The 8,188-nt window shown below is 36.0% G+C and carries 9 protein-coding genes; 3 read left to right on the top strand and 6 right to left on the bottom strand.

Translation table 11 applies throughout. The annotated features are described in order from the left end of the window. Positions 1-62 precede the first annotated feature (62 nt). The 3 genes from ACQKMV_RS03765 to ACQKMV_RS03755 all read right to left on the bottom strand — a co-directional run bounded on the left by ACQKMV_RS03765 (position 63) and on the right by ACQKMV_RS03755 (position 3,761). The gene (locus ACQKMV_RS03765) at positions 63-722 is read right to left on the bottom strand and encodes an HAD family hydrolase (RefSeq protein WP_427502416.1); all 660 of its coding nucleotides are present in this window, start codon (positions 720-722) and stop codon (positions 63-65) included. Positions 723-1,235: 513 nt separating this feature from the next. Next, complete coding sequence (gene tkt / locus ACQKMV_RS03760; RefSeq protein ID WP_427502415.1) at positions 1,236-3,230, bottom strand: transketolase; 1,995 nt, start codon at positions 3,228-3,230, stop codon at positions 1,236-1,238. A 297-nt stretch (positions 3,231-3,527) separates the two neighbouring features. After that, the gene (locus ACQKMV_RS03755; RefSeq protein ID WP_427502414.1) at positions 3,528-3,761 is read right to left on the bottom strand and encodes a DUF896 domain-containing protein; all 234 of its coding nucleotides are present in this window, start codon (positions 3,759-3,761) and stop codon (positions 3,528-3,530) included. A 207-nt stretch (positions 3,762-3,968) separates the two neighbouring features. Between ACQKMV_RS03755 and ACQKMV_RS03750 the strand changes: the two genes are divergently transcribed. Continuing rightward, the gene (locus tag ACQKMV_RS03750) at positions 3,969-4,490 is read left to right on the top strand and encodes a GNAT family N-acetyltransferase (protein ID WP_427502413.1); all 522 of its coding nucleotides are present in this window, start codon (positions 3,969-3,971) and stop codon (positions 4,488-4,490) included. Positions 4,491-4,554: 64 nt separating this feature from the next. Continuing rightward, positions 4,555-5,094, top strand: coding sequence for a DJ-1/PfpI family protein (locus ACQKMV_RS03745; RefSeq protein ID WP_427502412.1), 540 nt, complete (start codon positions 4,555-4,557; stop codon positions 5,092-5,094). A gap of 308 nt (positions 5,095-5,402) precedes the next feature. Here the strand turns inward: ACQKMV_RS03745 and ACQKMV_RS03740 are convergent, their stop codons facing one another. After that, complete coding sequence (locus tag ACQKMV_RS03740) at positions 5,403-6,080, bottom strand: YneB family resolvase-like protein (protein ID WP_427502411.1); 678 nt, start codon at positions 6,078-6,080, stop codon at positions 5,403-5,405. After that, positions 6,077-6,391, bottom strand: a complete 315-nt coding sequence (yneA, locus tag ACQKMV_RS03735; protein WP_427502410.1) for a cell division suppressor protein YneA — start codon at positions 6,389-6,391, stop codon at positions 6,077-6,079. The genes ACQKMV_RS03740 and yneA overlap by 4 nt, the downstream gene beginning before the upstream one ends. 163 nt (positions 6,392-6,554) lie before the next feature. Between yneA and lexA the strand changes: the two genes are divergently transcribed. Further along, entirely contained in the window at positions 6,555-7,172 is a 618-nt protein-coding gene (gene lexA / locus ACQKMV_RS03730; protein WP_427425235.1) for a transcriptional repressor LexA, read from the top strand. 279 nt (positions 7,173-7,451) lie between these two features. On the opposite strand, the gene ACQKMV_RS03725 is transcribed toward lexA, so the two are convergent. Continuing rightward, positions 7,452-8,144, bottom strand: a complete 693-nt coding sequence (locus ACQKMV_RS03725; protein WP_427502409.1) for a hypothetical protein — start codon at positions 8,142-8,144, stop codon at positions 7,452-7,454. Positions 8,145-8,188: the final 44 nt, after the last annotated feature.

Genomic DNA, 8,188 nt, shown 5'->3' with positions numbered 1-8,188 from the left:
TATTCTATCTTTTTTCCAAAAAAATACGAAACTGCATTTTCCCAATGTAGTTTCGTATTTTTTTAACCTAATCTATTAAAAAGTTCTTGCAGCTCATTTACACTGTTTACTATGTATGTTGCTTGTGCATCCGTTAATTCTTCAAGCGAGCCATATCCATAAGTAACACCGATAGAATCAATCTGATTTTCATGTGCTCCAACAATATCGTATTTACGATCCCCAATCATAATATATTGATCGATATTCACTTCATTAAAATGTTCGCGTACAAATGCGATAACTTCTCCTTTTGCTGATCGTGTACCATCTAAATTGCTTCCTGCGACAAGGTCAAAAAAATGTTCAAGTTTGAAATATTGTAGTATTTGTTCTGCAAATACAGTTGGCTTAGATGTAGCTATTGCTAACTGATATCCCTCCTTCTGTAAATATTCTAATAATGAGGATATATTTTGATACAATTTATTCTCATACATGCCAAATTGGATAAAACGTTCACGGTAATAGGCAATCGCTTGCTGTATTTGATCATCATCCAATCCATATATTTCTCGAAATGATACATGCAATGGAGGCCCAATCAACGTTTCAAGCTTATCAAAATCTTCTTCAACTATACCCATTTTCTGCAAAGCATATTGAACAGATTTCGTTATCCCTATTTTAGGATCGGATAATGTGCCGTCTAAATCAAATAAAACTACGCTATACTTTTTCATTACTAGCTCTCCTTTTAATTTCTAGTTCTATGTCTACTCTATTATTGTATACAAAACGGAAATTAATACCAGACAAATTCCTTAATCAAAGAAACCTTTTATTACCAAAACCATTATTATTTTTAAGGAGGGGTTGTGTGGATACTCGATTTACTTATAAGCATTAAGTAAATGAAAATACGTTTTCACTTCTTGATCCGATTTTTGAAGCTACCCTACTTTTTGCTGTTTTGCTACTCATTATCGTGATAATAAAAAAAGTATCAATTTGGTTTTGTTTACTTTTTGCAAGTCTATCAGTCATTGTCACAGGTCAGCTTCTTTGGTTTAGTGGCATTATTGTTGATGAACTAAACCTTGGAGGAAGTTCCAAGGACTTTTACTGTTTTGTTGCCATAATTCTCATTCATTGTGCAGCTGTTTGGATTTCTTTAGCGAAGTCCTCTAAACATGAAAAAATACCGCAGTACTCAGAGGAGATTTAACCCACTGAGTATTGCGGTATTTTATTAATTATAGAGCTTTTACCTTCGCTACAACATTTTCTACTGTGAATCCGTATTTTTCCATTACTAATTCACCTGGTGCAGAAGCGCCGAACTTGTCAATTGCAAGAACGTCCCCTTCAAAACCAGTATATTTATGCCAGCCGAATGATGCGCCCATTTCGATTGCAAGACGTTTTGTTACAGCTTTTGGAAGAACAGATTCTTTATAAGCTGCGTCTTGTTTTTCGAAGCGATCCATAGATGGCATTGAAACAACTGCCACGTCCATGCCTTCTGCTTTTAATGCTTTTTGTGCTTCGATTGCAAGTGAAACCTCAGAACCTGTTGCAATTAAAATTGCATCTGCCACTTCTTTTGTAGCAGGAGACACTGTATAAGCACCTTTAGCAACACCTTCACGTACTGTATCAATAGACGCGTCAAGCACAGGTAAGTTTTGACGAGATAATACTAAAACAGTTGGTGTTTTTTCAGATGCTACTGCAAGCTCCCATGCAACTGCTGATTCATTTGCATCAGCTGGACGAACAACAGATAAATTTGGCATTGCACGTAAAGATGCAAGGTGTTCGATTGGTTCATGTGTCGGACCATCTTCCCCTACAGCGATTGAGTCATGTGTAAATACATAAGTTACAGGAAGACCCATTAATGCAGAAAGACGTACAGCTGGACGAACATAGTCAGAGAATACGAAGAATGTACCACCGAATACGTTAAGACCACCGTGAAGTGCCATACCGTTCATAGCTGCACCCATAGCAAATTCACGTACGCCGAACCAAATATTACGGCCAGCATAATCGTCTGCTGAGAAATCTCCAGCGTCTTTCATCGTAGTTTTATTTGAGCCAGCAAGGTCAGCTGAACCACCGAAGAATGATGGTGTTTTCTTCGCAATTGCATTGATTGCATCTCCAGAAGAAGAACGAGTAGCTACTGATTTACCTACTTCATATACTGGTAATTCTGAAGCGAAATCCTCTGGTAATTGACCGTTCATTGCATTTTCAAATTGTGCTGCTAATTCTGGGAACTCTTGTTTATATGCTTCAAACTTAGCATTCCAAGCTTCTTCAGGTTGTGCCCCTTGAATTTTTGCAGCTTCAGCAAATGTATCATATGCTTCAGCAGGAATTTGGAATGGCTCGTGTGTCCATTCATAAGCTGCTTTTGTTAAAACGACCTCATCTTGACCAAGTGGAGCACCGTGTGAAGCAGCTTTACCTGATTTGTTTGGTGAACCAAAACCGATAACAGTTTTCACTTCGATAAGTGTTGGCTTGCCAGTTGATTTTTTAGCTTCTTCGATTGCTGCGTTAATTGCTTCAACATCTGTACCATCTGCAACTTTTAAATAGTTCCAACCATAAGATTCAAAACGCTTTTGTACATTTTCTGAGAATGATTTTTCTAAATCACCATCTAAAGAAATATCGTTAGAATCGTATAACACGATTAACTTCTCAAGCTTTAAGTGACCAGCTAAGGAAATAGCTTCAGCTGCTACACCTTCCATTAAATCGCCATCACCACAAAGTGCGAATGTATAGTGATCAACGATGTCATGACCTGGTTTGTTGTAAGTAGCTGCTAAATGACGTTCAGCCATTGCCATACCAACTGTCATAGCAATACCTTGACCTAGAGGACCTGTTGTTGCCTCTACCCCAACAGTATGACCATATTCAGGATGTCCTGGAGTTAATGAATCCCATTGACGGAAGTTTTGGATTTCTTCCATTGGTAAGCCGTAGCCACCAAGATGAAGTAGGCTGTATAAAAGCATTGAGCCATGGCCTGCAGAAAGTACAAAACGATCACGGTTATACCATTTTGGATTAGCCGGATTATGGCGAAGTTGTTTTGTCCAAAGCGTATAAGCCATTGGAGCTGCCCCCATCGGTAAACCTGGGTGACCTGAGTTTGCTTTTTCAATTGCATCGATTGACAATGTTCGGATAGCATTAATCGCTAGTTGATCCGCATGTTGAGTCATTATTTTGTGACATCCTTTCTCGTCCTATATATTGTTCTTTTACAGTTTAGTAAACATTGCTTCAGAAAACAATGCTTTTGTTATACTATTAACGTTTTGTTACATACTTTATCTTTATTCAGTAGAAAAATTTATTTAAAATATAATATTTTTTCACAGCAATGAACCGTATAAGACTAACTGAATAAAGAAAATGCCTCCGGCGGATGTCAGTGATTTTAAAAGGAATTAATTGTGCTGCACAATTAAAAATCCAGACGCAATTAGCCGAGGCGTAATTGATTTAAATGTGTCACATTAATTTAGAAATTTATTTTTTTTCGCTTGTTTTACTTTTTCAGGTGTTACATCATTTCCTTCAGCATCTACCACTTTTACGTTTTCAATTGTATCTCGCATCGTTGCTCTAAATGTATCTAGATATTCTTTACGAAGCGCTGATCGTTCCTTAGCTTCTGCCTCTGTTAAAGTACCATTTTTAGACTTAGCAGAAAGTTCATTGATTCGGTTAATTTTTTCTTTTGATAACATAATTACACACCTTTCAATACATATCTTAATGAATATGGTATGCAAAGTATAGCATGTATTCCCTAATAATGCAGTTATACCAACCTTTCTAGTAATCAGATGTTTTTGAAATAAATACCACAAATTACATGACTTTAAAAAATCACAAGTGTATAACTAATTTATAGGGTTCCAAAACAACAATCGATTTATGCTGGGGGGAATGAAATGTTTATCAAAACGAAAAGACTATTAATAAGAGAATTTGAGGTTCAAGATTGGCAAGCCGTCTGGGAATATACTTCAAATCCAAATGTGATGAAGTATATTCCAGAGGGCGTTTTTAATGAAGAAGACGCAAAAAAGTTTGTTTCAGAAAATAGCAGAGAAAAAGCAAAATACTTTCCAATTATTTTAATAAGCGAAAATATTGTTATTGGTCATATTGTTTTCCATCAATATTTTGGTGACCATACGTATGAAATTGGTTGGGTATTGAATCCGAACTATTACAATAATGGATACGCCTCTGAAGCAGCAAGAGCTATACTGGACTACGGATTTAAGGATATGAAACTTCATAGAATTATTGCAACGTGCCAGCCAGAAAATATCCCATCCTATCGAGTGATGGAGAAAATCGGCATGAGACGTGAGGGTTATTTCAAAAAATGTATACCAAATGGAGATGAGTGGTGGGATGAATACTACTATGCTGTCTTAGATGAGGAATGGGTATTCAGGGATTAATAATATCTACTCTACTACCATGTTGATTTCCAAATCTTCGTTTTAAAATAGAGGAGAGAATTATATGAAAAAGACCGCTGTATTATTGTATCCCCAATTTAGTGAATATGAATTGAGTGTAGCATTATCTATATTAATGCAAGGAAATAAGCCCCTTGTAACTGTTGGATTAAACAGAGAAAAAATTAAAGGAGAATCTGGTTTATCATGTATAGCCGATAAACAATTAAATGAAGTTAATCTTGATGAAATCGATAGCCTGATATTACCAGGGTGTATGGATATAGCTTTAATAATAAATGAACAAGAATTAATAGATTTTATTAGTACTGTGAGTGCCAAAGGGGCAATCATTGCAAGTATATCTAGCTCTCCATCTCTTTTAGCGATAGCTGGAGTATTAAAAAACAAAAAGTATACTGTAGGATTGTCACCAGAAGGTATGCAGAAGTTAGGTTTCTTCGATCTTAGTCATTTTTCGGAAGATTTAGTTGTCCAAGATGGGAATATAATAACTGCAAGAGGTAGAGGTTTTGTACAATTTGGCATTGCTGTGGGTAAAGCCCTACACCTCTCTTTTGATGAAAATTGGTATCGAGAATAACGAATTAGCTCTAATTAATATTAAAACTTAGTTATAGGTGATATAAATGTTTTTCAATATTATATAGAATTTATGAGGAGAGGAGTAGAAATCGCTACTTCTCTTATTTTTTCATTTTCTACTGGATACGGTTCTATATCCATGCAACATGGTAATGGATTTTAGTTATTCATTCTATCCCTCACTTTCGACGTTCTATCCGTCATTTTGACGATCCTATCCATCACTTCGCCGTTTCTATCCTTAACCTTTGGAGCTTAAAGCTTTTAAAAATAAAAAAATCAGTGGGACGATAAAACTCCCACTGATTAAAACGTCACTTTATTTTGTCCGCTTCCTTCTTGATGTTCCCGATATCTCCTATGGACAGTAGCTTTGCTTACATTAAAGCCTAGACCTCTAAGAGTCATGGCGATTTCCTCAAAGGTGAAGCCTCGATTGCGTAGGTTGATAATTTCTTCTACAGGAACATCCTTACGTTCTTGACCGTTTGGATTTCCACGGTTGGATAAATTGTTTTCTGGGCGATATCCATTTTCTACGGCACGACGCATGCCACGACGTATTTTAGCATTATGAATTCTACGTTGGTACTCCTCTACAATCGCTAAAATTTCTAGGAGCATCGTATCCATTTCGTTTAATTGTAATGGTCCCTCGTCTCGCATAGAAAAAACATCAGTTTCGGTTTTCTGCAATAAATGCAACACTGCCATTCGAGCATTTCCACGTCCTAAGCGTGTTTCATCTTGCACAAATAATGCTGTTATTTCTTTTTCTTTTATGAAATCGAGCATTTCTAGTAAACCTTCACGTTCCACATCATAGCCGCTATGCTTGTCATTAAAAACACGCTTGACTTCGTAGCCCTGTTCTTTAGCATAGCGCATCAACTCCTCCTGCTGACGCTCTAATGAGGAACTTTGTGTCTCTTTTTCTGTACTCACACGGCAATAGACAACAGCCGATTGTTGATTATTAATCATTTTTCGTTTCTCGCAATTTCAATTGAATTTATAGGATTGGTTTGGTCACCCACTACTGGGATCACTAGGGATTCACCTGCAATAATTTGTACGTTCGATAATTCATTTTCTGTTTTTACAAGCTGAATCCATTCATCCGATTTCATTTTACCACGGTATTGTTCGGCTAACGACCATAAGCTATCTCCTTGTGCAATTTCAATTTCTGTGTACGTAACATCGCCTGGATCTGTTATAAAAAGGTATGCTGCAAATAGTAGACAAGCCCCTAATAAAGTTGTAATATGTGGATTTTCCTTTAACCAATTCATGTTTAAAACCCCTTTTCTAGAATGTTTGTTCGGAATATATGTTCTCATATTAATGCGAACAAACGTTTTTGTCAAACACTTTTCGAACCTATGTTTGCTTAAGTGTTCGCATTCTGTTATACTACTAATAAGTAGAATGATTAGAAAAAAGAGGTGAGCAATCATGAAAAAAGTTTCGAAAAGACAAGAGGCCATATTAGAGTTCATTAAAGAAGAGGTGCGTGCAAAGGGGTATCCACCATCTGTACGTGAGATTGGTGAAGCAGTTGGACTAGCTTCAAGCTCAACAGTTCATGGTCATTTAGCTCGTTTAGAGCAAAAAGGCTTGATTCGACGCGATCCAACTAAACCACGTGCCATTGAAATTCTAGAGCCAGAGGATTCTATTCAAAAGCAACATGTTATACATGTCCCACTTGTTGGTAAGGTTACTGCAGGTTCTCCGATAACTGCTATTGAAAATATCGACGAATATTTTCCACTGCCAGATATTTATGGTACAAGTGAAGATCAGTTATTTATGCTAGAAATTATGGGTGAATCAATGATTGAAGCTGGCATTTTTGACGGAGATCTAGTTATTGTTAAACAAAAAGCAACTGCTGATAATGGGGATATTGTCGTGGCAATGACTGAAGAGGATGAAGCAACTGTAAAACGTTTCTTCAAGGAAAAAAATCATTTTCGTTTACAGCCTGAAAACGCAACAATGGAGCCAATTATCGTAGACCAAGTTTCTATTTTAGGGCAAGTTGTAGGTCTTTATCGCCGTGTACACTAAAAGTTATCTCAATATTAAATTATAAAAAGAGGATATTATGTTCACAGAGGAGCATATACCTCTTTTTCTCATATTCTTTTAGCCTTATTATACAGAACTAAAAAAGAATCCACTTTAAATGGATTCCTTACACGTAAGAAATGTATTTAGTTAATTTAAACGTTTTCGACTAGAGTTTTTCCGATATGAAGTCGTTATCATAATAATGCCTTTAGCTTGCGCTCCCCTACTGGCTCGCTCCAAGGAGTCGCCTCATCCTCAATTTTTAATGATAAGCCTTTAAAACATCGAATTTGCAATTTCAAGTAAATCTTGCACTGTAAAATTTTCTGTTATTTCACTTTCTATACTAATTGAATATTTTAAACTGTCATGAACAAATATCAGTTGATTTACGTTCGGCTGATACAATGCTCTTATTCCATTTTTTAAGGTGTAAATATTTTCACCCTCTGCTGCCTTTAAATTCTCTTCATCGGGTTCAACTCTCACTTGTAACAATCCATGTGAATTTACATTTTGATACCTTATTAGGAGAATATCATTGTTTATACTTCCTTCTACATGCGTAATGTCAAAAGGAAATTGGGATACCGTCAGGATATTCACTATATGCTTGTTCATATATTCCTTAATAATTTTCGATTCATTCATAAATGGATTGGAACCATCGTAAACAACACGAATATCTGTAACTTTTTCTTGATTAAAAGTAATTTCCCATATAAACGCTACTCTATCATTCTCTTTAGGTGAAGGTAAGCCTGAAAATCCACTAATTGGAGTCTCTTCCCTTATTTCAGGAATTTTAACATTTGAAGATACATAAGTTTTTAGCTGTTCTTCCTCTTTATTGGCCATCGCAATCAGAAAATTACTTACTACGTCATCATCATAAGGTCCGGCTTTTACATGTTGAATTGAAAAATATAACAGTAAAAAAGCCAGCACTACCAACTCTATTTTTTTCATGTTTATCACCAAGGTTATTTTGTCCTTGATAAAAAAATCTATGC

The organism is Lysinibacillus sp. NPDC094403, from assembly GCF_050278745.1.
Taxonomy (GTDB): domain Bacteria; phylum Bacillota; class Bacilli; order Bacillales_A; family Planococcaceae; genus Lysinibacillus.
This window is presented reverse-complemented; position numbering and strand designations above follow the sequence as displayed.